Below are 24,324 nucleotides of genomic sequence, written 5' to 3'. Positions count from 1 at the left end.
TTATTTAATGCTTTCAATGTTCATATAATCTATTCTGAAATCAGAGCCAACATCCACATTATCAATGATCAGTAATGCTCCTCTATCTGATCTTCCTCCTGTCCTTTCATATTTTTTATTCCTTTCCAGTTCCTCCAGTTTCAAGCTACTTTTGGAAACGGTAAAAACAGGAACTGACATGCGTACTCTAACTTTCTTTCCTTTTTGTTCACCAGGAATCCATGCAGGCATATCCTCTACTAATTCCAATACAGCTTCATCTATCGAAGGGTCCACTGAACGTACAACCTTAGCATTAGTTATCTTTCCTTCTTTATCCACAATAAACTGGATAATGGGATGTTGCTGCACTCCACCTGCCATAGATGTTACTTCCGAAACCGGAATCCTTAAATATTGCATCATTTTGGAATTTCCTCCAGGAAATAAAGGCATAACTTCCGCAGAATCAAGAACCAGTTCATCTATTTTTTGAGCAAATGTACAAGTCACAGTAAACAAGAAAAGCAGCAAGAACAACCACTTTGAACTATTGGAAATCTGTTTATTCATAGTCTTCTTTTTTTAATTTATACAATAATACAAAAAACTTTAAAGAAAACAGTCTTTACCCCCTAAAATAATTGTTCTATAGTAATTCCTGTAGCAAATTCGTATACATTTCCAACATATTAACTTCACGTAATAATAAAAAACGATCAATAGATGAAGAGATTGCTACTAATCTATAAGATACAATAATAATTATTATTTGAAATCATATAAATCAATACTTGAGATTTTGGGTAACAGTACATAAAAGAAGGAACCTATTTAACATTTTTATTGATCATATCATTTCGTATTATTCATGTAAATTTTCAATCTAAACTTACCTTATCATATAAATTTATCTCTATTCCACAAAATATCCAATCTTTGTCTTATCATTGAAAAATAAACGTTTGAACAATCAGTTCTCCAAGCAATCAAGCGCCAACCTAAAACCATGCCACTCTCTCCTCTCATCTGGTTTAAAACGACTTCTAAAAGTCACACGACAACAATTAGAATTATCTCTCCAACTACCCCCTCGCCGAACGCGTTTATCTCCTGTTCCTGTCTCTACCGGATCAGTAACTTTTTCAGCAGAATAAGATACATATCTATCCTGACACCATTCCCAAAGATTCCCACTCATATCATATATCCCAAGTTTATTAGGCTTTTTACTTCTTACTGCATGTGTACCTTCATCTCCTGTTTCTTTATACCACCCCACATAAGATAAGGTATCATTGCCACTATACACAGGCTTTACTTTTATAATTGTATCAATTAGAATTTCAGGATTATCAAGATCTTCAGATCCACCACCTGCAGCATATTCCCATTCAGCCTCAGTTGGCAAACGGAATTTTCTATTCGTAGATAAATTTAAACGAGTAATAAACTTTATACAATCTTCCCAAGAAACATTATCAACGGGATAATCATTACCTTTAAATTTCGAAGGATTACTGCCCATAACGGTTTTCCACAATTCCTGTGTTACCTCAGTTTGACCTATATAATAATCTTTTGTCAAAGTAACCTCATGCTGAATAGCATCCGGATCATTATCCCCCATCAAAAAAGTACCAGCTTGAACTTTTATCATAGGAAACTTAACTCCATTTACTTCAAACCATTTAACATCATAAATACCTTCATCATGATATACATGACTTATGGTTTTGTGAAAATGTTGTAAATACCGATTAATAAACTTAGTGCAAACAAATACTACTACAATTAGAAGAGACATACCAATTATCACTAGATAAACCTTTTTTATTTTAAGCAAATCTAAAATTGTTCTTTTCTTCGTTGCTGCTTCTTTCCTCTTATCCCCGTTATTCAAATTTCGATCTATCTTAGCATTGAATTCAGTTCTGTCTGTACATTCATTCACAGCAGTATCACTTTTTTCCATATGAGTTGCGTCATCATACCTAAACTGAGAATTAACCTTTACATATGCCAAGTAATCCTTAATAGACAAAACTAATCTAGAGAATGCTTTTTGAGGATTCTTCTGATAACTAACATAATCCAAATCAGCAATATGCAACATGACAGCATCATTATATGGTGTATCATCATATCGGAAAGGTAAAATTTTCTTTTTAAAATGATTTGCAGTCGCAATTTCTTTACTTGTCCATTGTGACGCATTGGAATTTTTAGTCGATATAAAAAGGAAAATACTTGCTTTCTTTATGTTTTGTACAATTACCTTTGCAAATTCATCTCCCGAATACACGCCTTCTTCATCAAACCAAAAAGAGATATCATTATTCATCAAGACATCTTTTATTTGTGACACAATATTGCCCGGAATAACTGTCCCTTCTTCCGTAACGTAATCTTTTCTCGCATAACTAATAAAAACATCATATTCCATAAGCAACATCTATTACATGTTTGTTGAGTGCAAAATTAAATAATTTACATTATTTAATAGACTATTCTTGTAGAAAATAATTCTGTATTAATAAAACGGTTTCTTACATTCTACCAATACTCTGCCGGTCCCATCCTCACCCATACTTCGAAAAACTCATTGAAATAACAAAAATCATTTATTACAAGATAATAAAATGAGATTTTATCTAATGGAATAATTGCTTAATTGAATTATTTTATTCTAAAAACATTATCTTTGCTGCGTGAAGATTTTCTAATTATCCCTAAACGGGCATAAAGCGAAATGAAAAAGGGAATACCGTGTAAATCGGTAGCAGTTTCCGCTGCTGTAAGTTCTCCGTTACCTCAAACAGGTAAACAGGTTTTGACAATCTTTGCCACTGGTATAAATAAACCGGGAAGGCGTCAAAACTAGAACAAGCCAGAAGACCTATCTCCACACTTCGAACAATTTTGCACTTGCGGAAAACGGGAGCAAATTACAGAATAGGCTAACTCATTGTGAAACCTGTATTGTCATTCAATTTATCCAATCCTGAAGAGGACTAGGTAGCGTGCAGATTGTTCCGAACAACCACGTGGTAGAATAAGATCTTTACCATGTTGTAAAAGTCATAGTATTAATTATTTAATATAAATGTATATATGAGAAAACTATTACTTTTATTCGGAATTATGGCAATTGTGTCCTCTTGCGGCAACAACCATGATGAAAATTGGGATTCACAAATGGCTCCCAAAGTTACACTAGATAACGAAACCGGCATCTACACCGTGAAAAATGGACGTGAATTAACCATTAGTCCAAGTTATAAACATGCAAACGAAGCTCTATTCGTTTGGAGTATTGATGGCAAGATTGTTAGTCGAGAATCTCATCTGACTTATAAGGCAGAAAAAACAGGAGAAGTTTTTGTTCTTTTGAGTGTATCCAACCGTAATGGTACAACAGAAGAAGAATTACGTATTGATGTGGTCGATAAAGAAATCCCTACAATTTCTTTGGCAGGAGCGGAAAGCGGATATAAAATTCTAATCGGGAAAGAACTGGTTTTCAATCCGATTGTCACCCAGACTGCTATTCCCACCACTTATAAATGGACTGTGAACGGAGAAGTAGTATCTACCGAAAAAGATTATACTTTTAAATCACAGGAAAAAGGTACTTTCAATCTTAAGTTTGCAACTGAGAATGAAGATGGTAGTGATAATATCGAATTCACTGTTGAAAATTGTACGGTAGACGAGCTTCCTTTTAGCTGGACCTTCGACCAAACTGAATATAACATGGCCATTGGACGCTCACTTCGTTTAATGCCTTTAGATATCACGAACGCAATTGATGTTATTTATAAATGGACCATGGAAGGACAAGAAGGTGCTTTGCAAGAAGGTAGTGATCCGGTTCTTATCTTTACTCCAACAAAAACGGGTACTTATAAACTTACGATTACCGTGAAAAGCCAACACATCGGGGAACTATCGCAAACGATGACCATAAATATATGTGCGCCGGAAGGAAGTTATTATCATGTGGCTAACGGATCAAGTAAAGCAGATTTTTCAAAGATATACGAGATAGTAGCTGCACCCGGACAATTCGTCGGACAAATTACAAGTGGTACTACTATGGAAACAGCTTGCTCGGCAGCAGAAACGACTTTAAAAAACAGCGGTTATGTTTCCTTAGGCGGATTTGGTGGATATATAATTGTCGGTTTCGACCACAGTATAGATAATAAAGGTAACTACGATTTTGCAGTGCGGGGTAATTCTTTCTCAAATTCTTCAGAACCGGGGATTGTTTGGGTTATGCAAGATGAAAATGGGGACGGACTACCTAATGACACTTGGTATGAACTCAAAGGTTCGGAATATGGAAAAGCGGAAACAATTCAGGATTACGCTGTGACTTATTATCGTCCAAAGAGTCTTGGTATGCCTATCACATGGAAAGATAACCAAGGAAAGAAAGGAAACCTCAATCTCAATCCCCAATATCCAACTTGGATAACAGGAGATAGCTATACATTACGTGGAAGCTGTCTTCAAGCTCGTAATGAAGATACTTCCGGAAGCGGAACTTATTGGGAGAACCGGGATTATGACTGGGGATATGCTGATAATTACAGCAAGATTGACATGATAACCAATGACGGTAATAACTATTTCAAAATCTCAGACGCAGTTACCTACGATGGAAAACCTGCCAATCTAAAATATATCGACTTTATTAAAGTACAAGTAGGTGTTAATGCTCAAAGCGGATGGCTCGGTGAAATCTCAACCGAGGTACTTGGATTCACTGATTATAATCTGACTAAAAAATAAACATAAAATACAGAACAATGAAAAATATATTCAATTTAGGAACTTTCTTATTCCTTTTCACCCTTTGCGGATGCGACAATGATTCGAAAGAAATTTTCGAAGGAGTTGATAACCATATCAATTCCTTCACATTAACTTCTATCGGTGGGAGCAGATATGAAGCAGCAATTATTGGTAACCAAATCGTCATGACTATACCACAAAACGAATCTCTACAAGATGCCAAAGTAGAATATTCAGTCTGCGAGCAAACAGATTTATTCCCTTCACCAGCAAACATTAAAGATTGGAATAGCGAACATGTATTTCGTGTTGTGTCACACAATCAGACACTCAAAGATTATATATATACAGTAAAACGTACAGATGTGAATAGCGAAGGTACCATAGAATTACTTACACAGGCAGATGTGAATGCTTTCGCCAAAACAGGTATTAATACGATCGAAGGTAACCTCATACTCGGCTCTATTAATGGGACAACGGATGATCCTGTCAAAGATCTATCACCATTATCCGGTTTAACAAATGTTCGATATAACATTGTTATTAATAACTCATTTGCAGGTTCTTCTCTTGCCGGATTAGAAAATATTGTCTCTGCAGGAGGTCTGACGATTGGTTCGGCAACTACTCCAACCACACCTAAAGAAGGAATTGCAGTTGTTTTATCATCTCTAGAGTCTTTAGGACAATTACAAATTAACTCATCGCAGGTTACAGCACTTATCTTTCCTAAACTGAAAACTGTGGGTGATACCTATATTGATGCCAATATGCTCGCCATGACAGATTTTTCTTCTTTGGAAACTTGTGATGAGAACTTCATTATGAAAGCCTCTTCCGGTAATACTTATCTCACCACTTTGGCTTTGCCTGTATTCAATCATGTACGGTGTAATATGCAAATTGAGAAATATACAAAGATCGAAACCCTGTCATTACCTAAATTAGAAAAAGTTGGTGGAAATGTGACTCTGTCTACCTTAGGCTCCATTACAGAACTTTCACTTCCCCAATTTACACAATGTGGGGGGAATTTCTCTAGTGCCAATTTAGATAAAGCAACTAAAATCAGTCTTCCTAAACTAGTTTCTGTACCCACCCTTTCATTGACAGGAAATACGTCTAATTCTTCTACTGAAGAAATAGAATTACCTCTATTAGAAAATGTAAGCAATGATTTAACGATCAAAATGGGAGCATTAAGTATTGAAACTCTTTCTCTTCCTGCACTAAAGAACGTAGGTGGAAAATTAGATATCGAATATCTAAAGTCCTTAACTTCTTTGGAAATCCCTTCTCTTTCATCGGTCGGCACTTCGATTTATCTATATTATCTCGTTGTATTATCAACTCTTGATATTAACAAAGTAGAAAATCTGCCTTCATTAGAGATTGTTGCTTGTTACCAGCTTGCAGACATTAAAGCAAACGCAGAATTATCGAATGTGAAATTTAATGCAGGTTCACAAGTAGGAGCTGTTGTCCCCACATTCGTTGTTCCAACTAAAATTAACGGCAAACTAGAAGTATCCAATTACAGATATTTATCAGAAGATGACTGGATATTGAAAAATGTCACTTATATCGGAACATTCACTTATTCGGGTAACGGAATTGCGGGAACAGTAAATGCGATCTTTGAAGATCTAAAGGAAATCGGGACATTTGATGTTTCAAATGGTTATTACTTTAAATCAATTTCATTTCCTAAATTGAAAGAAGTCACGGAAAAGTTCACCCTGAATTATTCTCAGAACATAAAAAATGGAGGGATAAACATGCCAGTATTGAAAAAGATCAAAAGTTTGACTTTTAATGGTTCTTCTTATGCAAGTGGAGCAAGTTCTTTTAAACTCCGTACAAATCTGGAAGATTTCAGCAACGTGGAAGAGATTGGTGATGTAACGATTAAATGGTGGGGAGCTATTAGCGATTTTTCTGGGTTGAAAAAAGCAGTTCCGTCTCTTACTTCCACCACTTGGAATGTTTTAGAAAATTTGGTTTATAACCCAACCTACCAAGATATGGTAGATGGGAAATATACAAAAGAATAAATTTCGGGATTTCTTTATTTATCCTCATTTAAACGGAAACATTTAAATGTAAAAACGGAAGTGTTTCAATAATAATTAATCCATATAAAAAAAAGGGGTAATTTGCTTAGGCTGATACCCCTTTTCTTACTTTACGACCAACAGATTGCAATTAACAGCCTCTATTCATAAAAATAATTCTACTTCGATAGATAATTGAGCTACCAAGATTACGAACAACGAATCATCATCTATTCAGTTACTCTCACTCCCCCAAAAAGTCGGTTTTCCACTCATCATATCTACCATAAATAAATGTTTACCACTCACTTTAACATTTCAAAAAAACTGAAAGAAAGTATTGTCATACAATTCATTATTTTAAGGTTTATCCATACAGATTCTCCTACTATATAAATAATATATTCCCTCAAAATTTTAGTTTAATAACTGTATTTTTAATTTTTCGTGCACGAAAACAATCATTTTTGTGCACGTAAACGTCAAAAATGCACTTTTTTGATGCAACAACGTATAAATTAAGAGTTTCGTCTTGGAAGGAATCAGAAAAGGTCGTATTTTTGGCACGGTCTACAAGTAACGCCCTCTGGGGAAACACAGTAATTTATCATTAAAAACAGAAAAAAATAGGACAAAATGGAAGAAGTTTTTAAGTACATTATCGGTTTGGGAGCGGCAGTGATGATGCCGGTCATTTTCACAATCTTAGGAGTATGTATCCGTATTAAATTCGCTAAAGCACTTAAAAGCGGCTTATTAGTAGGAGTCGGCTTCGTTGGTTTGTCTGTAGTAACAGCTTTATTGACGAGCAGTCTTGGTCCTGCATTAACTAAAATGGTTGAAATATACGGGTTAGAATTAGGTATCTTCGATATGGGATGGCCTTCTGCTGCTGCAGTTGCCTACAATACTTCAGTTGGCGCATTAATTATTCCAGTCTGCCTGGGAGTTAATCTATTAATGTTACTTACTAAAACAACCCGTACCGTAAATATTGACCTTTGGAACTACTGGCATTTTGCATTTATTGGTGCAATTGTTTATTTTGCTTCCGACAGTATTCTTTTGGGGTTTTTCGCAGCTATCATCTGCTATATCATCACACTTGTAATGGCAGATATGACTGCACATGTATTCCAAAAGTTCTATGATAAGATGGACGGTATCTCAATTCCACAACCTTTTTGTCAGAGCTTTGTTCCCTTTGCTATTGTCATTAATAAGTTATTAAATATGATTCCGGGATTTGATAAACTGAATATTGACTCGGAAGGGATGAAGAAAAAATTCGGTTTGATGGGCGAACCATTATTTCTGGGTATCGTAATTGGTTGTGGCATCGGCGCATTAGGGTGTAGTAACTGGAAAGAAATGGTAGACAATATTCCAAGCATATTAGGATTAGGAATTAAAATGGGTGCAGTAATGGAGCTGATCCCACGTATCACCAGCCTGTTTATTGAAGGTTTAAAACCTATTTCCGATGCTACACGTGAGTTAATCGCTAAAAAATATAAGAATAGTACCGGACTTAGTATCGGTATGAGTCCCGCATTGGTAATTGGACATCCGACTACTTTAGTTGTATCTCTTCTGCTGATTCCCGTTACTATTTTCCTTGCAGTCATTCTGCCCGGTAACCGGTTCTTGCCTTTAGCTTCTCTGGCAGGTATGTTCTATTTGTTTCCGATGATTCTTCCTATTACAAAAGGTAATGTGGTAAAATCATTCATTATCGGATTGGTTGCACTGATTATCGGTCTGTATTTTGTAACAGGGTTGGCAGGATATTTCACTTTGGCCGCCAAAGACGTATACGCAGCTACCGGAGATCCGACTGTGAATATTCCGGAAGGTTTCCAGGGAGGTGCTCTCGACTTTGCTTCCAGCCTCTTTTGCTGGGGTATTTTCCATCTGACTTACAGTATTAAGATCATCGGTCCGGCAATCCTCGTTGTCATTGCACTTGGAATGGCAATTTATAACCGCATCCGTATAACTAAGAAAGACGCTTTAATGAATAAAAACAACTTAATTATATAATTCATTTAAATTTCGAAATATGAAAAAATTAGCAATTGCAATGATGTTAGGTATCGCAGCTATCTCAGCTTCTGCCCAAGTAAATTACAAGATGCAAGTAGCTTGCAACCCGCAAGATGTAAAAACGTATGATACCAACCGTTTGCGTAATAGCTTCCTGATGGAAAAAGTAATGGTTCCAGATGAAATCAACGTTACTTATTCTATGTACGATCGTTTTATCTTTGGTGGTGCCGTTCCTGTAACTAAAGAATTGGTACTGGAAACAATTGATCCTTTGAAAGCTAAATATTTTCTTGAACGCCGCGAATTAGGTGTTATTAATGTAGGTGGCGAAGGTATCGTAACAGTGGACGGTAAAGAATATGTCCTGAATTTCAGAGACGCTTTATATGTAGGTAGAGGTAATCAGAAAGTTACATTCAAGAGCAAAAATTCAAACAAACCAGCTAAATTTTATATCAATTCAGCTCCTGCTCACAAAGAATACAAAACTCAGTTAATCACCATCGACGGTCGTAAAGGCTCATTGAAAGCCAATTCATTCCCGGCAGGAAAAACGGAAGAAAGTAATGACCGCGTTATCAATCAACTAATCGTTAATAATGTATTGAAAGAAGGTCCTTGCCAATTACAGATGGGACTGACAGAATTGAAACCAGGTAGTGTATGGAATACGATGCCAGCACATACACATAGCCGCCGTATTGAGGCTTACTTCTATTTCAATGTACCGGAAAGCAATGCTATCTGTCATTTTATGGGCGAACCGCAGGAAGAACGAATTATCTGGATGCAGAATGAACAAGCTATTATGTCACCGGAATGGTCGATTCACGCAGCAGCCGGAACCAGCAACTATATGTTTATCTGGGGAATGGCAGGTGAAAACCTTGACTATGGAGACATGGACAAGATCAAATATATAGAAATGCGATAATATCGCGCAAATCATATTATCACATATCAATTAGTTCCAAAACTTCACTCCCTTTTCTGAGCGGAAAAAAAGGAGTAAAGCTTTTCGAGTTTATTAGGTTTCTCCCCCAAGAAACACAACTTATATAGATTTGGTACATAATATCATGAAATTTCTAGTAAATACAACTATATATTCATATTTTTGACCAAATATTCCATTATAAAAAACAGATAAAACGCCGACCTTTGTAAACGTACTAAAAACCATTTAAATCCATTATCATGAACGCATTTCAAAAACCAAGTGAAAAGATGACAAACTACAGATGGACAATATGTGCCATGTTGTTCTTCGCCACCACAGTTAATTATCTCGATCGCCAAGTTCTTTCACTTACTTGGGACGAATTTATCAAGCCCGAATTCCATTGGGACGAATCACACTATGGCACTATAACTTCCGTATTCTCTATTGTATATGCTGTCTGTATGCTTTTCGCCGGTCGTTTTGTCGATTGGTTGGGTACTAAGAAAGGATATCTTTGGGCAATTGGAATATGGTCAGCAGGCGCTTGTTTACACGCATTTTGTGGTGTTATAACGGAGCATTTCGTAGGTTTGCACAGTGCAGCCGAACTGATGGGGGCTACAGGAGATGTTATTGTAACAATCGCAACTATCAGTATGTATTGTTTTCTGGCAGCCCGTTGCGTACTGGCAATAGGTGAAGCCGGTAACTTCCCAGCAGCTATTAAAGTAACTGCTGAGTATTTCCCCAAAAAAGATCGTGCTTATGCAACTTCTATATTCAATGCCGGTGCTTCCATCGGTGCATTGGTAGCCCCGCTTAGTATCCCTTTATTGGCAAAAGCCTGGGGATGGGAAATGGCATTTATCGTTATCGGTGCTCTTGGATTCATTTGGATGGGATTCTGGATATTCATGTATACAGCTCCCTCTAAAAGTAAACACGTAAACAAGGCGGAAGTTGAATATATTGAGCAAGACAATGAGAAAGATGGCATTATAGTTGCTACAGACGAGAAAGAAGAGAAGAAAATGGGATTCTGGCAATGCTTCACATACAGACAAACTTGGGCTTTTGTTGTTGGTAAGTTCATGACCGACGGAGTATGGTGGTTCTTCCTTTTCTGGACTCCTTCCTATCTGAACACCCAATTCGGAATTAAAACTTCCGAAGGACTAGGAATCGCGTTGATCTTTACCTTATATGCCATCACGATGTTATCCATTTACGGAGGTAAATTACCAACCATTTTCATCAATCGTACAGGTATGAACCCCTATGCTGCACGTATGAAGGCAATGCTTATCTTCGCATTCTTCCCATTGCTAGTCCTATTGGCACAGCCATTAGGAACCTTCTCTCCATGGTTCCCGGTTATCCTGATTGGTATTGGTGGTGCTGCTCATCAATCATGGTCAGCGAATATATTTTCTACAGTGGGTGATATGTTCCCCAAATCTGCGATTGCAAGTATCACAGGAATAGGTGGTATGGCAGGTGGAGTAAGTTCTATGATCCTTCAGTATTGTGCCGGAATCTTGTTTGTATTCGCAGCAGGACAAGGAGAAATGCCTGTCATCAACAAAGCTTTACTTGATAAAGATTATCAAATCACTATTGCTAAAGCAGATCAAGCTGTTCTCAATGGAAAAATAGTAGCTAAAGGACATGAGGGAGCAGAAAACATCCCAGCCGGTTGGGCTTTATATAAAGGCGAAGCCATGCCTTTACAAAAAGCAGTAGAAAAGGCAGGTCTTAGTCAGATTCCGATGATCGTAGAAACACTTGAATTACCTGTAGCCGAAAAAGAAGCTGAAATGATGTTGAATAATAAGATTATCACTCAAAAAGATATTACTATTATTCAAGAGCCAATGACCTTCTTTGGTTTTGTTGGTAAACCAGCCGGATACTTTATTATTTTCTGTATCTGTTCGGTTGCATACCTTCTCGGTTGGATCATGATGAAGTTATTAGTTCCGAAATATAAACCAATCGTATTAGAATAATAATCTGATAAATAACAAAAAATTAGAAAGAGGAGAAAAGTTCATTTTCGAACTATTCTCCTTTTTTTTCTACCAATTATTCAAAAGTATTTAAAATAAAAAAGCCTCTTCTCCCGAAGATGGCTTTTTGGGTTTACTTATTCTGCATGTTCATTCTGTACTCAACAAAAAACGATACATTCAGAAAATGAAGAATAGCAAACGTTAAGAAGAAAAAAAGGGAAGTCTCACGACTTCCACATTTCTTCTAACCTTAAATCTAAATCTCTATGAAAAAAACGTGTTGCAAATATAGGCGTTTGTTCAATATTTAGGTGTTAATGAATTGCATAAAGAGAGAATAAAGACTAACATCTGCAAAAATATTCCAATGCTTCAAGATCGTTTTATTAAATTTATTAAACTTTCATAAAGAGGATTACGTTCCAAAAGAGTTGGTACCCCCGTTATCATCATTTGTTTTCGAGCCCGCGTCAAAGCTACATTGAGTTTGCGGTCAATCAGAATGCCATCTTCTTCTGTCAGGTTTGATAAGAACTTCAACTGATATGGATAATTGATACAAAACGAATAAATAATCACATCTCTTTCACTTCCTTGAAAACGTTCTACCGTATCAATCAAAATACGATTCAGTACTGGAACACCTAATGCCTCAATATATTTTTTGATCAATGCAATCTGACTCCGATAAGGAGTTATAATTCCTAACGTACGAACTTCATCAAAATCATCTGCATGCTCCTTATAAATCTGTGCAACCAAATCGGTAACAATACGGGCTTCCGAATGGTTAATCTTTGCAGATGTACCGGCTTTCTCCGGTAAAGAAGGATAAAAAGCAAGCCGACAAACTTTTTCAGAACTTTCTATTTGGTGGGGAAGCCCTACAGGAAGTAAACGTCCTCCATAAAAAGCATGGTTGGCAAACAAGGCCACATCAGGATGCATACGCCCTTGACGGCAAAGCATATCATATGAACGATGTACTGACGAATTACGTGCATTATGATAAAGACGTTCAAACAGGGAATCCTTCAAGTTAGTCAATCCTATTGCTTTCAACGTTTCATCATAAATAGCCGACTGTTCGGTATTCTGTAACACAACAGCAGGAAGCTGTTTATGATCTCCGATTAGAATAAATTTATCAATCGCATTCCTCCCATCCTCTCCTCGTGCACAGAGAGTACCCAGTAGCTGAGGTTCCAATATCTGAGTAGATTCATCAATGATTGCTACTTCAAAGTGTTTCAAACGGAAAAGTTCCAGCTTGCCAGATATAGATGCGACCGTTCCTACAAAAATACGACAGTCCCTGATACGTTCATACACTTCCGAACGGCGAATACAAGAAGACAGTTCGTTCTCAATTAAATGTGTACGATAAGCCTCATCACAAGATAGTTCACTTCCTACACGAATGAAATCAACTTCCGGATGAATGCTACTGATTGCTTTACAGATTTCATCCACAGCTCGATTTGTATAGGAGAGTAACAGTATTTGAGTATCCTTTTCTGCATGAAAGGTTTCAACCATCTTTTTCAGCGCACAAGAGGTCTTTCCTGTTCCGGGAGGCCCTACTAAAAGAAAATAATCCTTGGCAGCTTTTGCCTTCAATGCAATGCGGATAAAGTCATTGGTCGACTGAGAGATCAAATGATCCAAAGATTCGTCAAACTCCGGCAATCGTTGTGACAACAACAAATCACGACGACTTTGTGTTGCAGATAAATAGGCATAAAGTCCTTGATACATAAAACGGAAAGTAGTATCCATTGTATCATGTTCAATGGCATAAAGGCTATCCTCCGAAAGTACAGAAGTATTTTGTTGGGTAGCCCGAAGACGAATACAAATTTCGTATTCTGTCAGATATTCAATATTTCCCTTAAATACCATTTTATTGGTTACATTATCCGTTTCATGTTTCCGTTCGTAGAGAATAATAGCGTCACCCTGACGAAAATTCGGCAAGAAGTCTTCTTTCGCCATCGCTGACTGAGACAGGATGAGATGAGCCTTATGTTCATCTGCTGCATGATTCTCTTTAATACGGAGATCATAAATTATTTCACCCGACTCACATTTTTCCACCAATGTAGAAAGCCATAGAGAAGCTGCCCCTGTACGTCCTTCATAATCCACATCACCTGATTTGGACGTATAAAGTTCCTTCGTTATGAAATTATACAATGCATAAAAATAGTTCTTTTCCAACAGAGAGAGAGTTTTCAGTTTCGACTGAAAATTATCAATGGAAGGACGCAAATATGTTTCCCAAAAATGTCCGGACAGTTTACGTTCATTCAGGTTAGAAGAATTTATCTCAGCCAGCTTTTGTGCAGTGTATTCCAAGCTATTCCGCAATTGAACACCATACTCATCGGCAACAATCCGGTTACGCAAATCAATCACTCTACGAACCATTGCCCAGGACGGACGGGAAGGATAAAGAAGCGGATAACGGGTATATAGCAAATAGGCTCTTACTTTCCGGTGATCCATCCCCATAGAATATTGTAAAACAGCTTGATAGAGCAACATTTGTACCTTATTATTTTCTTTCGGTTCTACCTTACCGCGAATTGCATATTCATCAGCTTTGCCCGATTTCATTTCTATAAACGAAGACATATCCCGTTGCATATAGTCAAGACGTCCTTGCAAACCAAGCGCTTCACAGATATAAGAAGGTTCCAACACTGCATCTGTCTTTTCCAGTTCATAACCCGGTGCATGGAATGTATCCTTCACCGTTTCGCGTATATGTTCAAAATGAAGTTTGCAGTCATCAAAAAATTGCCGTTCTTTCTCACGATCACGTAAATCCGAGCAAGCAGCCAACTCAATAGGATAACGACGAAAAGCCTTTTGCATACAAATGCGATAATCGATCTCCTCTTCCTGAGCATGAATCCATTCATCCAAAAAAAGATTAGCTATATTTCCTAATAACAAAGGACGAGCATTTTCAATCGGCTGAAGGCGGGATAGAAAATAGTTTGCCGGATGATGACCGTATTCGCGAAAACATTCTGCCAATGCACTAATATCAATCAAATAATCTGGTTCGAGAACAATAAATGAAGGGGTAAGTATCCCTGCTTCATCGATAGCCACATCTAATAAGTTGATTTGTGCATGTCTCCAAAGAAGTCGGCAAGTTTCCGTAAATTCTTCGTTTATCTGAGGAATATTATAGCGAACAAGATATGGCTTTTCGGAGATTTCTTCCAATGGCGTCACATACAAATATTGTTCATCGGCATACTGAAAACAAACTCGCATCCGTTGCACCCGTTCACGAGCCGGAGGTGCTACCAGATAAGTAGCATCTGCACGTGGCAACAACTGATAAAGCTCCTGAGGTATATCTTCACCAGAAAGTTTTCGAACCAGAAAGGATAATGTCTTCGCATCTCTCAATAAATGATCGCGGACAGGTTCAATACGTCGGTTCAATATTTGATTAGAGGTTAGCCGGAAGGTATGCAACCGATTTTGCTCTACTACAGACAGACCAAGTTTAGCAGCTACAAAACTTATACGTGCCGATAAATCAGTCATCTGCAAACTTACATTCTGCATCTGCATACGACAGATTCGTTCCAGTAAGTCACGCATCTGTTTGTATCCTACAGCAAGCAATTCATCTTCGGTTTTACATACTGCCAGAAGTAATTCGTATGATTCTCTTCCTTCCTTCTTATCCATATTGCAAAGGTAGTGGTAAAACAAGAATGCGCCAAAAGAGACAGCAAAATCTGATGTTCTCTTTTGGCGCATATAACAAGAAAAATATTTACATATCCTCTCCTTGTATTTCTTGTTATGAGGTTACTTGTTCAGTCTCTTCTTTTATCTCTTCTTCTGATTCATCTCCAGACTCATCTTCACCTTCTTCCTCTTTCTTCTTATCTTTTATCATCAGAATACTCATCTCATACAACAGATAAAGTGGAATAGCTACCACACTCAATGTAAATGGATCACCTGTCGGAGTAATAATGGCAGACGCTATCACAATGATAACAACTGCATGGCGACGATATTTTCGCAGGAACGATTTATTAACCAATCCAAGCAATGAAAGCAACCATGTCACCAACGGAAGTTCAAAAGCCAATCCCATACATAGTACCAACATCATAAAGTTGTCGATATATGAATTAAGAGACAGTACATTCTCAACTTGCGAACTCAACTCATAAGTAGAAAGAAAACGAAGTGCCAATGGATAAACCATGAAATACCCCAACAGAACGCCAATAAAAAACATCACCGTTCCTAAAATCAAGGCTTTTAACACTCCTCTCCGTTCTTTGGGATAAAGGGCGGGACTGATAAAACGCCAGATCTCGAAAAAGAGATAAGGCATTGCAGTCACTACCGACATCCAAAAGGCAGTAGACATATGAATGAAAAAGGGAGCCGCCAAATTAATATTAATCATCTTTACTTCAAAATGTTGAGTAAAGAATTCATCATCCAAGTTTAAGCTCTCTCCAATGTGCCGTAATAAATCATAGAATACGAAATCATTATGGGTAGGGCCAAGTATTACATTATCGAATATATAAGGCATAGCGATAAAATAACCTACCGCTAAAACAAGCCAAAGCCCTATAACCCGAAAAAGTACCCAGCGCAATTCTTCCAAATGATCCCAAAAGGTCATTTCCGCCATTGTATTCTTCTTTACTTAGCTGAATCTGTCTTGTCTAGTTCATCTTTTGCTTTATTCAATTCGTCTTTTGCGTCGTTTACACCGTCCTTGAAGCTTTTAACGCCTTTACCTAAACCGCGCATCAATTCAGGGATTTTCTTTCCACCAAAAAGAAGAAGAATAACTAAAGCAATAATAATCCATTCAGAACCGCTAGGCAAAAAGCCTAATAATAATAAGTTTGTCATAGGTGTTATTTAATTAATTAAGAAGTTTTATTTCTCTTTGTCCGCGCAAAGATAAGTATTTAAATGGATAATGGACGATGGATAATTGATAATTTGTGTTATGAATAACCGCATAAACGCATTATCTATCATCCACTTTCCATTTTCTATTCAATCTAATCTTGATAATATACTCGTTTTACCCGGGTTGAAATACTGGTCAGTACTTCATAAGGTATGGTATCCAACTTATCTGATAATACAGTGATTGGCAAATCGTCTCCAAAGATAATGGCTTGGTCACCTTCCCGACAATCGATATCAGTTACATCGATCATACAGACATCCATACAGATATTACCTACATAAGGGGCTTTCTTTCCGTTCACTAAACAGTAAGCATTGCCACGCCCTAAATGCCGGTTCAGTCCGTCGGCATAACCAATAGGAATGGCCGCTATACGCGATGGTCGATTCAAATGTCCCATACGACTGTAACCTACCGTATCTTCTTCCGGCACATCCCGTATCTGCAAAATAGTTGTTTTAAGCGTACTTACATTATTTATAATAGAATTGTCTATCGGGCTCACTCCATAAAGTCCGATACCTAAGCGTACCATATCAAATTGTGCGCCTGGGAAACGCTCAATACCTGCCGTATTGCAAATATGACGTAGAATCTTATGTGAAAAAGCATCCTGCAATTCCTGCGAACCTTTCTCAAACAGTTCGATCTGCTGACGAGTGAATGCATCAAATTGAGGCGAATCACTCCCCACAAAATGAGAAAAGACAGAACGGGGAATAACTGCATTCTGATTCTTCAGCCGACGTATCAATAACGGAATTTCGTCGATCTCAAATCCTAAACGGTGCATACCCGTATCAAGTTTCACATGAATTGGAAAATTAGTAATTCCTTCCTTTTCCGCTGCTTTGATCAGTGCATCCAACAGATGAAAGTTATATACTTCCGGCTCTAATTTATGATCGAACATCGTTTTAAATGCAGTAAGTTCAGGATCCATTATAATAATAGAAGAGGTAATTCCAGCCTTCCGAAGCTCGGATCCTTCATCCGCCACAGCTACCGCCAAATAATCGACATGATGTTCTTGCAATGTCTTTGCTATTTCATAGGATCCTGCTCCATAAGCAGAAGCTTTCACCATACAAACCACTTTAGTCTCCGGATGGCGAAGCATGGAACGATAATGATTTAAATTAGCAACCATCGCTCCAAGATTTACTTCCAAAATCGTTTCATGAACTTTCAACTCCAATTCATCCGATACCAGATCAAAATTAAAGATACGGGACCCTTTCACCAGAATTACTTCCGAATGAAGAGATTTTAAAATATCCGATCCCAGCAACGCCTCTGTATTCGGAAAGAAATAACATTCCGGCGTGCCATCCAAGCGGGCAGCACAAGAAGATATCTCAGGCCCTACCCCAATCAATTTATTAATTTTACGGCTTTGCACCAATTGTGCTACACGACGATAAAGTGTCGCAGTACTTTGTCCTGTTTCCAGAATATCCGATAAAATAAGCGTTCGATTCAATCCTTTCTTTTCCGAACGACGTACCAGGAAATCAAGTGCAATATCTAATGAGGCTAAATCAGAATTGTAGCTATCATTGATTAATACACATCCATTCTTTCCTTCTTTTACTTCCAACCGCATTGCTACCGGTTCCAAACGTGCCATACGTTCCGTAATTTGGTCGGCCGGTGTCATCAAATAAAGGCAGGCAGCCAGACAATTCAATGCATTTTCGATAGAAGCATCGTCAATGAAGGGAATACAGAACGTATTGTCCATATCCAGATAACGGTATGAAACAACTGTATGATCTTCTTTCTTGATAATCCGGTTTATATATAAAGGACGCTCGATATCTTTACGGCTCCATGCAATCTCACGTGCTGTCAGCATAGACTTTGCTACACAATTGCTGATAAGTTCATTATCTCCATCGTAAATCACGACATCGCAATCTTTGAAAAGTGTCAGCTTTTCCATACACTTTTCCTGCAAAGAGAAAAAGTTTTCCTGATGGGCACCACCAATATTCGTTAGAATACCAATGGTAGGCTGTATAATCTTTTTCAAAGCTCCCATTTCTCCCATCTCAGATATTCCAGCTTCAAAGATACCTAATTCGGCCTCATCACTCAATTGCCAGACAGACAGAGGAACACCAATTTGAGAATTATAACTACGCGGAGAACGTACAATGCAACGATCCGGACTCAGCAGTTGATGAAGCCACTCCTTTACAATCGTTTTTCCATTACTACCTGTAATACCAATTACAGGTATTTTAAAATTCTCCCGATGTATCTCTGCCAACTTTTGCAGAGCTTTCAGAGGATTAGCTACAATTAAATAATTAACAGAGGATGATTGTGCATCATCCAGTATCCATTCTCCCTTATCTATTGTCTTAAAATCCTCTTCGGAAACTACAAAATTGCGCACTCCCCGATCATACAATTCAGGGATATAACGAGAACCATTACTTCGTTTCGTTGTTAAAGCAAAGAATAGAGTTTCTTCGGGGAAGCTCAAAGAGCGGCTATCTGTTAGCAGCCAATCAATAGTAGTTTCATGTTTTCCCACACGACGGGCACCGATATATTCGGCTACGGATTCAATCGTATACGGCATAGTTCTTTTTCTTTTTGAAAATCTAAGTACGGGTATTTTCCGTTAAGTCGTTCTATTTTTAACACTATTTGTCCTAAAAAGCGTTGATACGCCTCTGAACCCGGATGGAAAGGCTTATGTGCCAGATCCTGACAGATGTCTTTTACAGCCGTTATTATTTGTTTTGTTTCCGTAGAGAAGAAAGTTTCCGAAAAGCGTTCCCACAAGTAACGGACTGTCAATGAAGACGGATGCAGCATATCATCAGCATAAAAACGGTAGTCACGCAGTTCGTCCAACACGATCTCGTAAGAAGGGAAGTAGAAAACATACTCCGGGAATTGTTGCTGCAAACGTTCGATAGCTAACAACAAAGTAGCTTTGCTCAACTGGTTCGCATGCAACCCATCACGTATATGCCGGATAGGACTAACTGTAAACAGTATCTTCAAATTCGAATTTCGTGCTGTCATACTGGCAATGAGTGAAACATATGCACTCACAATTTCATCTACCGAAAGTAGCCTGCGAGTAAAATTGTTCTCCGGTTGCTTATGGCAGTTAGACACTACTTTTCCTGTACCTTTCTGCTCGTAAACATAGGCAGTCCCGAAAGTCAATATCAACCAATCAAGTTTGTAAATAAATTGATGAGCTTGTTGCAAACGGGTATTTATATTCCGAAGAGCCTCTTCCTGTGTAGAAGCAGAAAAAGAGCCGTGATGCATCGGGCTATGCCAATAGTCCTTATACATAAAGAGGTCATCTTGCTGATACTCCTTCCCCTTTAATACTTCAATCAAAGCAGCAAAAACGGAAAGAGGATTATAAAGAATACCGAAAGGATTCACATCTACCCTAAATTTGCTTTCGGCCAGTTGCAAACCCATATTTTCCGCAAAACATGATCCCATTAAGAGTATTTGTCTGGCATGAGTGACAGGAGGTAAACCTACGGGAAGTTCAACCTTCGTTTGAAAATCCATCTTACTTATTTCTTTTAAATTCTTTATCGTAGGACAAAAGTATAATAAAGATACGATTCTACCTACATTATATACAACTAAAATAAACACATAGCAAAATTGTAAATTGGGGTAAAGCGTAGCGAATTAATTGAAATAGCTTACATTTTGTTTCTTATGAAAAAGCCAAAGAGAACCACGTTAAAGCCCCTAAAATTAAGAGTAACTATCAGGCAACCGATTCAGACAAAAAAAGAGAAAGGTATTTACGTTACAGAAAAATATATAAATAGCATCGCCAACCGTTTATGGTTGACGATATTGTATTAATTTATAGCATAATCATTTTACAATTCCTATTCTACGAAGCCATGCTTCCACACCGTTCGCATTATCCGGCAGGTCAATGCCGTCATCATCATCCCGTCCCGGTGTAGTGATGTCGTCCGCATCAAGATCTTCGGGCAGGACTTCGGGGATATAGTCACCGAAATAAAGTATGATAGGTATTTTTGTCAGTCTTAGAAACTCGTCCATAGGTACTCCCACTCCTTGCAATGTTCCGGTCAGGCTAGGCATCGATTCGGGTACTTCCCCTTCGGGGAAAATGTAGTTGCCCGGTTCATACGATACAACTGCACGAACATCCGGGTTCTTTGCCGCCACAAGCCAACCGGGAAATCCACCGGCGGAATGAGTGACGAGTATACCTTGCCCGATACGGTCAAAAAGCGAATGAAGTGAACTCGTTACCAACTCGTTGGAGTGATTACTCAAATCAGGTGTCATCTGGCGGAAAAACTGATTCATTGAGGCCGAATCGGTGGGGAACTGCACGCCTGCATTGAAACGGGGATATTCGCCCATACGCCAAATGTCGAACCACAGAGCTTCATCAGCAAGAGGAGTCACATTCGATTCGGTAGTTGTCCGTCCGGCACGTCCCCGACCGGGTAGGTCTATCAAGTAAGTACCGTAGTCGTGACGCAACATCAAGGTTTGGAAACCATCACGCCCGTCGGGAGTGGTCTGCCAACAACGTGCAGACTGTCCGTAACCATGAACGAAAACAAGCGGCAGAGGTTGTGCATCGACAGGTATCTGATAATCCGCTACTGCATGGTCGGCATGATAAGTCTGCCCCTCTTCAATTGGATTGCCGAAGCCTGCAAATTTGGAATTATCATACGTACCGGGACGTTTCTGCACCGTTCCGCCTATGGCAAAGCTGCCTTGTTCTTTGAGGAGAATCGGGTTTCCAACAGAATGGTTTCCTGTTTCTTGTTTTACGATGGCCAGCATTTGTTCTAATTGCCCTTGTGTGATACCAAGATTTCGGCAGATACCCATGTGTGAACGCAGCATAGGCTCCACGCCGCCCATTGCCGCCAACACGGACACGGTAGTCAGTTCACGTTCGGCATAGGTCAGCACATCGCGCTCAAAAAGGTCGGCAAATAGGTGTTCTTTGAGAAAACGCTCGATGACAGGAGCAAGCTCAGCATACCTGGCTTTGGGCATATCAGCAGGAACACCGGAAATTTCCGCCAACACGTCACGGCCTCGCTCATAGCGACTACGCTTATCCTTGATGGGGGAAGCGTCCCGACCGATAGTATCTTCTATGCCTTGTGCTTTCCTTTCGTCAAGCACAGCGATAAAGGTCTGTAAAGCACGGAGACTGCGAGGAAAGCCGCAGTAGGCGTATGCGTGTACAAGCACTTCGCAGATTTCATTCACAGTCAATCCGCCATCAAGTCCTGCGGCAAGGGCAGGCTTCAGATTCTCCAGATCGCCTTTACCCGTATAGGCGGCAATTTCAATGATATGTTGTTGGCGCATGGTCAATACGTTATCAAGTGATACGGCTTGCGCCATCAAGTTTACGGTCATCATCACGCAAAAGCAAATCGTTATATATATTCGTTTCATATTTCTCCTGTATTATAGTTTCGTATTAAAAAAATCCGTCAGCTTGCCTACTGCCAACCCCACATATTCCGGCACGTAGTAGGTCTTGATATGCGTTGCACCGGGAATGAGAAACAGCTCTTTGTCCTGCGTACCTGTGGCACGACTGAAACATTGCTCGGTCAGGTAGAACGTATCGGCAATGCTTCCGGCTATCATCAGAAGCGGCTGGTTAATGAGATACATATCCGCAGAAGCATCGAAAGCGAAGAGATCGATAAGACTACTTTTTGTATAACGGAATGTGGAGTTAGGATGCGCGTGACTTTGCAGATAATATCCATATCCCTCACGATAGAGATCGAACGGCAGTCGTGCGGCTTCTTCGGGTGTCACGCCGCTCATGTCACCGATATATTCAGGTTCGCCTCCGGCAACTTCACGCTGACGGGCGGTACAGGCATCAGCAAGCCTTTCCTGCACACTGTTTATCTGCGAATCGAGGAAACCGTTTCGGCGCACCAATCCCGAATTGAACATACTTAGCGTGGCCACCGCTTTAAAACGCTTATCGGTCTGTGCGGCTTTCAACGTATAACCGCCACCGCCACAGATACCGAAAATTCCCATACGTTCCACATCCACACCGGGATATTGCGACAAGATGTCGGCAGCACGACGGATGTCCTCTATGCGGTTAGCAGGCTTGTCTGTATTACGGGGTTCTCCCTCGCTTGCTCCCTGATAGGCAGCATCGAAAACCAGACAGATATAGCCCTGTTCTGCCATGCGCTGGCTATAAAGTCCTGCAACTTGCTTTTTTACTCCGCCATTGGGGTGTGCCACCACAAGAGCCGGATAGTTTTTTACGGCATCATATCCGGCAGGAGTATACACGTTGGCGGCAATTTTCAAGCCGTTCAGCGTGTAGGTAATGGGGTGAATATTTACTTTGCCTGTTTCGTTTTTGGTAATAGCTTCATTATATACCAATCCCCATGGGTTACTGTTATGGCTGCGGATTTCCTTTGCATCCACTTCATTGAAAACCGGTTTCATCTTTTCTTGCGCTTTTAGTGTGCCGGACAGGGTTATCGTCATGCCCAACACGAGGGTAAATACTTGTTTCATTGTTCTCTTGTTATAATTGTTTTACTTTTTCTTTCTCGTAGCTGCAAAACCTTGTACAGTAATTCAGCAACAGTTCAATATGTGCAACTATAATGTTGCTACTATGGCGGTCTATTGCATGGCGGAGTTCTTTTTCTATCTCATGCAAACATCCGGTGATGGTCTGCCGTTCCCGTTCGGACAAGACACTGTGGCAGCGGCAACGCATGGGATATGTGCCTATGGACTGTTCCAACGGTGTATCACAAAGCAGGTCGGGATGGAAAAGCACTCCGGTATATTCACGAGACTGTATATGGCGAGCTGACGGAATTTCGAATATTTCTCCCGGCTTGACCAACCACAGCATCGGCTGGGCAGACATTTGACTGTCTTCGTTTCCTTGTCTGTAAATAAGGGCATAGAAGTTACACGGCATCCACAAATCCTCCTGCAACCTATCACCGGACAAATCGGCAAGTGTCACTAACGGGTGCAGCGTTTCCTGCCCCATAAGTTTATTAAACAAGTCTATTGTAATGCTATTATTCATTATTACATTCTTCGTAATTTTCATTGTTTTTTAATTCACAATGCAAAATTACCCCTATTCCAAGAAAAAGAGTTATCCAAATTACAGTTATCCGTATAACTTTTACTGATTACAAAGAAATATATTACTTTTGTTCTTGGAATACAAATATTTGATATGGAAAAGATTATCATACTGAACACCGTTAAAGACTACAATGAATTTTTAGGCATCGACACAATCCATCCACAGGTCTGTGTCATAAACGCCTCTATGATTAAACCATTGCACCATATACGGAAAAATATCGGATTCTATGTAATCTATTTGAAAGACATTAATGTGCCGACCTTATCAAGTATGGGCGTAAACATTATGATTTTCAGGAAGAAACGCTGGTTTTCGCT

At 39.0% G+C, this 24,324-nt stretch carries 14 protein-coding genes, 3 pseudogenes and 1 riboswitch; of the genes and pseudogenes, 7 read left to right on the top strand and 10 right to left on the bottom strand.

Going from position 1 to position 24,324, the window contains the following annotated elements; genetic code table 11:
* Both EJF25_RS20290 and EJF25_RS20285 read right to left on the bottom strand, forming a co-directional pair.
* Window positions 1-552: an energy transducer TonB gene (locus EJF25_RS20290; RefSeq protein ID WP_125042474.1), complete on the bottom strand. Its 552-nt coding sequence runs from the start codon at window positions 550-552 to the stop codon at window positions 1-3.
* A gap of 400 nt (window positions 553-952) precedes the next feature.
* Window positions 953-2,425 (bottom strand): SUMF1/EgtB/PvdO family nonheme iron enzyme, encoded by a 1,473-nt coding sequence (locus EJF25_RS20285; RefSeq protein ID WP_160119431.1) that lies wholly within the window; start codon window positions 2,423-2,425, stop codon window positions 953-955.
* A 252-nt stretch (window positions 2,426-2,677) separates the two neighbouring features.
* A riboswitch (cobalamin riboswitch) is annotated at window positions 2,678-2,900 on the top strand.
* Window positions 2,901-3,093: 193 nt separating this feature from the next.
* Between EJF25_RS20285 and EJF25_RS20280 the strand changes: the two genes are divergently transcribed.
* From EJF25_RS20280 to EJF25_RS26780, 6 genes and pseudogenes are all read left to right on the top strand, one after another.
* A complete protein-coding gene (locus EJF25_RS20280) occupies window positions 3,094-4,779 on the top strand; it encodes a PKD-like domain-containing protein (protein WP_125042472.1) in 1,686 nt (561 codons plus the stop codon).
* Between the two features lie 17 nt (window positions 4,780-4,796).
* Window positions 4,797-6,839: a hypothetical protein gene (locus EJF25_RS20275; protein ID WP_125042471.1), complete on the top strand. Its 2,043-nt coding sequence runs from the start codon at window positions 4,797-4,799 to the stop codon at window positions 6,837-6,839.
* 636 nt (window positions 6,840-7,475) lie between these two features.
* On the top strand, window positions 7,476-8,882 hold the full coding sequence (locus EJF25_RS20270; RefSeq protein ID WP_125042470.1) for a PTS galactitol transporter subunit IIC: 1,407 nt from the start codon (window positions 7,476-7,478) through the stop codon (window positions 8,880-8,882).
* 19 nt (window positions 8,883-8,901) lie between these two features.
* Window positions 8,902-9,822 carry a 5-dehydro-4-deoxy-D-glucuronate isomerase gene (gene kduI / locus EJF25_RS20265; RefSeq protein ID WP_125042469.1) on the top strand — a complete coding sequence of 307 codons (921 nt, stop codon included), beginning with the start codon at window positions 8,902-8,904 and terminating at the stop codon, window positions 9,820-9,822.
* 263 nt (window positions 9,823-10,085) lie between these two features.
* Window positions 10,086-11,384 (top strand): annotated as a pseudogene (locus EJF25_RS20260) (MFS transporter); the annotation flags it as partial.
* Window positions 11,385-11,702: 318 nt separating this feature from the next.
* A pseudogene (locus tag EJF25_RS26780) lies at window positions 11,703-11,840 on the top strand (MFS transporter); the annotation flags it as partial.
* Window positions 11,841-12,215: 375 nt separating this feature from the next.
* Here the strand turns inward: EJF25_RS26780 and EJF25_RS20255 are convergent.
* The 8 genes from EJF25_RS20255 to EJF25_RS20220 all read right to left on the bottom strand — a co-directional run bounded on the left by EJF25_RS20255 (window position 12,216) and on the right by EJF25_RS20220 (window position 23,962).
* Complete coding sequence (locus tag EJF25_RS20255; protein ID WP_125042468.1) at window positions 12,216-15,560, bottom strand: AAA domain-containing protein; 3,345 nt, start codon at window positions 15,558-15,560, stop codon at window positions 12,216-12,218.
* 115 nt (window positions 15,561-15,675) lie between these two features.
* Window positions 15,676-16,533 carry a twin-arginine translocase subunit TatC gene (gene tatC / locus EJF25_RS20250; RefSeq protein ID WP_200832956.1) on the bottom strand — a complete coding sequence of 286 codons (858 nt, stop codon included), beginning with the start codon at window positions 16,531-16,533 and terminating at the stop codon, window positions 15,676-15,678.
* Between the two features lie 11 nt (window positions 16,534-16,544).
* The gene (locus EJF25_RS20245; protein ID WP_025074964.1) at window positions 16,545-16,760 is read right to left on the bottom strand and encodes a Sec-independent protein translocase subunit TatA/TatB; all 216 of its coding nucleotides are present in this window, start codon (window positions 16,758-16,760) and stop codon (window positions 16,545-16,547) included.
* A 155-nt stretch (window positions 16,761-16,915) separates the two neighbouring features.
* On the bottom strand, window positions 16,916-19,420 hold the full coding sequence (locus EJF25_RS20240; RefSeq protein ID WP_125042467.1) for a bifunctional UDP-N-acetylmuramoyl-tripeptide:D-alanyl-D-alanine ligase/alanine racemase: 2,505 nt from the start codon (window positions 19,418-19,420) through the stop codon (window positions 16,916-16,918).
* The gene (locus EJF25_RS20235) at window positions 19,396-20,385 is read right to left on the bottom strand and encodes a GSCFA domain-containing protein (RefSeq protein ID WP_125042466.1); all 990 of its coding nucleotides are present in this window, start codon (window positions 20,383-20,385) and stop codon (window positions 19,396-19,398) included. Before EJF25_RS20235 ends, EJF25_RS20240 begins: the two co-directional genes overlap by 25 nt.
* 321 nt (window positions 20,386-20,706) lie before the next feature.
* Window positions 20,707-22,296 (bottom strand): alpha/beta fold hydrolase, encoded by a 1,590-nt coding sequence (locus EJF25_RS25180; RefSeq protein ID WP_200832955.1) that lies wholly within the window; start codon window positions 22,294-22,296, stop codon window positions 20,707-20,709.
* A 12-nt stretch (window positions 22,297-22,308) separates the two neighbouring features.
* On the bottom strand, window positions 22,309-23,406 hold the full coding sequence (locus EJF25_RS20225; protein ID WP_125042465.1) for an alpha/beta hydrolase: 1,098 nt from the start codon (window positions 23,404-23,406) through the stop codon (window positions 22,309-22,311).
* Window positions 23,407-23,416: 10 nt separating this feature from the next.
* Window positions 23,417-23,962 carry a transcriptional regulator gene (locus EJF25_RS20220; protein ID WP_125042464.1) on the bottom strand — a complete coding sequence of 182 codons (546 nt, stop codon included), beginning with the start codon at window positions 23,960-23,962 and terminating at the stop codon, window positions 23,417-23,419.
* A gap of 132 nt (window positions 23,963-24,094) precedes the next feature.
* On the opposite strand from EJF25_RS20220, the pseudogene EJF25_RS20215 reads away from it, so the two are divergent.
* Window positions 24,095-24,324, top strand: a pseudogene (locus tag EJF25_RS20215) (AraC family transcriptional regulator); the annotation flags it as partial.

This window comes from Bacteroides faecalis, assembly GCF_003865075.1.
In the GTDB taxonomy this organism is placed as follows: Bacteria; Bacteroidota; Bacteroidia; order Bacteroidales; family Bacteroidaceae; genus Bacteroides; species Bacteroides faecalis.
This window is presented reverse-complemented; position numbering and strand designations above follow the sequence as displayed.

What these genes read in the sequence shown, in the direction of transcription:
- EJF25_RS20290 (WP_125042474.1), bottom strand. Translation starts at nt 552, where the DNA reads ATGAATAAACAGATTTCCAATAGTTCAAAGTGGTTGTTCTTGCTGCTT.
- EJF25_RS20285 (WP_160119431.1), bottom strand. Translation starts at nt 2,425, where the DNA reads ATGGAATATGATGTTTTTATTAGTTATGCGAGAAAAGATTACGTTACG.
- EJF25_RS20280 (WP_125042472.1), top strand. Translation starts at nt 3,094, where the DNA reads ATGAGAAAACTATTACTTTTATTCGGAATTATGGCAATTGTGTCCTCT.
- EJF25_RS20275 (WP_125042471.1), top strand. Translation starts at nt 4,797, where the DNA reads ATGAAAAATATATTCAATTTAGGAACTTTCTTATTCCTTTTCACCCTT.
- EJF25_RS20270 (WP_125042470.1), top strand. Translation starts at nt 7,476, where the DNA reads ATGGAAGAAGTTTTTAAGTACATTATCGGTTTGGGAGCGGCAGTGATG.
- kduI (WP_125042469.1), top strand. Translation starts at nt 8,902, where the DNA reads ATGAAAAAATTAGCAATTGCAATGATGTTAGGTATCGCAGCTATCTCA.
- EJF25_RS20255 (WP_125042468.1), bottom strand. Translation starts at nt 15,560, where the DNA reads ATGGATAAGAAGGAAGGAAGAGAATCATACGAATTACTTCTGGCAGTA.
- tatC (WP_200832956.1), bottom strand. Translation starts at nt 16,533, where the DNA reads ATGGCGGAAATGACCTTTTGGGATCATTTGGAAGAATTGCGCTGGGTA.
- EJF25_RS20245 (WP_025074964.1), bottom strand. Translation starts at nt 16,760, where the DNA reads ATGACAAACTTATTATTATTAGGCTTTTTGCCTAGCGGTTCTGAATGG.
- EJF25_RS20240 (WP_125042467.1), bottom strand. Translation starts at nt 19,420, where the DNA reads ATGCCGTATACGATTGAATCCGTAGCCGAATATATCGGTGCCCGTCGT.
- EJF25_RS20235 (WP_125042466.1), bottom strand. Translation starts at nt 20,385, where the DNA reads ATGGATTTTCAAACGAAGGTTGAACTTCCCGTAGGTTTACCTCCTGTC.
- EJF25_RS25180 (WP_200832955.1), bottom strand. Translation starts at nt 22,296, where the DNA reads ATGAAACGAATATATATAACGATTTGCTTTTGCGTGATGATGACCGTA.
- EJF25_RS20225 (WP_125042465.1), bottom strand. Translation starts at nt 23,406, where the DNA reads ATGAAACAAGTATTTACCCTCGTGTTGGGCATGACGATAACCCTGTCC.
- EJF25_RS20220 (WP_125042464.1), bottom strand. Translation starts at nt 23,962, where the DNA reads ATGAAAATTACGAAGAATGTAATAATGAATAATAGCATTACAATAGAC.